Consider the following 1,520-nt stretch of genomic DNA (forward strand, 5'->3'; position numbering starts at 1 on the left):
CCGCGGCGGCCGCGGCGGACGCGGCAAGGTGTCCGCCGAGGCTCCGCGGCCACCGGCGGTGGGGGCTGCCTGGCGGCGGGCCCGCTTGCGCTCGGCGTTGGCACCGGTGGAGGTGCCGCCGCCCTGCTGCGGAGCCTTGGCGGCCAGCAGCGCGGCACGGGTGCGGGGGTCGACCTTCTCGGCGATGTCGCCGACGAGCTCGGCCACGATCGGCGAGCTGGCGGTGACGCGCTCGAAGCTGACGTCCACGCCGGCGGCCTTCATGAGCTTCTTCACGTCGGACTGCTGCTCCGGCAGGGTCAGCGTCACCACGGTGCCGTCGGAACCGGCGCGGGCGGTACGGCCCGAGCGGTGCAGGTAGGCCTTGTGCTCGGTGGGCGGGTCCACGTGGATGACGAGTTCGACGTCGTCGACGTGCACGCCGCGGGCGGCGACGTCGGTGGCGACCAGGACGCGGACGTCGCCGGAGGAGAACTCGGCGAGGTTGCGGTCACGGGCGTTCTGCGACAGGTTGCCGTGCAGATCGACGGCGGGGATGCCGGCGTCGGTCAGGGTCTTGGCCAGCTTGCGGGCGTGGTGCTTGGTGCGCATGAACAGCACGCGGCGGCCGGCGCCGGAGGCGAGCTCCACGATCAGCTGCTTCTTCACGGTCTGGTCGTTGACCACCAGGACGTGGTGCTCCATGGTGGTGACCGCGGCCTGCGGGTCGTCCACGGAGTGGGTCAGCGGGTTGGAGAGGTAGCGCTGGACAATCTTGTCCACGCCGTTGTCCAGGGTGGCGGAGAAGAGCAGGCGCTGGCCCTGGGCGGGGGTCATGTCCATGAGCTTCTTGACCACCGGGAGGAAGCCGAGGTCGGCCATGTGGTCCGCCTCGTCGAGGACGGTGATCTCGACCGACTCGAGGGTCAGGATGCGCTGGCGGATCAGGTCCTCCAGGCGGCCGGGGCAGGCGATGACGATGTCGACGCCGGCGCGGAGGGCCTTTTCCTGGCGGGCCTGGGAGATGCCGCCGTAGATCACGGTGGTGTTCAGGCCGACGGCCTTGGCCAGCGGCTCCACCGTGGCGTTGATCTGGGTGGCCAGCTCGCGGGTGGGGGCCAGGACCAGGGCCATCGGGCGGCCGGGCTTGCGGAAGTGCGCGGCCTCGCGCTCGGCGAGACGGGCCACCAGCGGGATGGCGAAGGCGATGGTCTTGCCGGAGCCGGTGCGGCCGCGGCCCAGGACGTCGCGTCCGGCCAGGGTGTCCGGGAGGGTCTTGACCTGGATGGGGAACGGCTCGGTGATTCCCTGGGCGGTCAGGGTGTCGGCAAGGGCCTTGGGCGTGCCGAGGGCAGCAAAAGTAGTCATAGGTATCAAAGGTCTTTCAGGCGGTATCCGTGCGGATATCGGCCCCCGGCGCCGGTTGGACCAGGGGTTCGCCGAAGAAAAGTCAGGTGGTCGACCGGGCCGTCTGCGGGTAGCCGCTCATTGCCGGGACCAAATGGAACGCGTTCATCGACGCAGGATGTGCCTCTCACATG

Annotated in this window: 1 protein-coding gene; it reads right to left on the reverse strand. The window is 70.5% G+C overall.

Going from position 1 to position 1,520, the window contains the following annotated elements:
* Nucleotides 1–1,347, reverse strand: a 1,347-nt coding sequence (locus AB0305_RS23075; RefSeq protein ID WP_366174199.1) for a DEAD/DEAH box helicase, incomplete at its 3' end; no start/stop codon positions are given.
* Nucleotides 1,348–1,520 lie beyond the last annotated feature (173 nt).

It is taken from the genome of Arthrobacter sp. NPDC080086, from assembly GCF_040702285.1.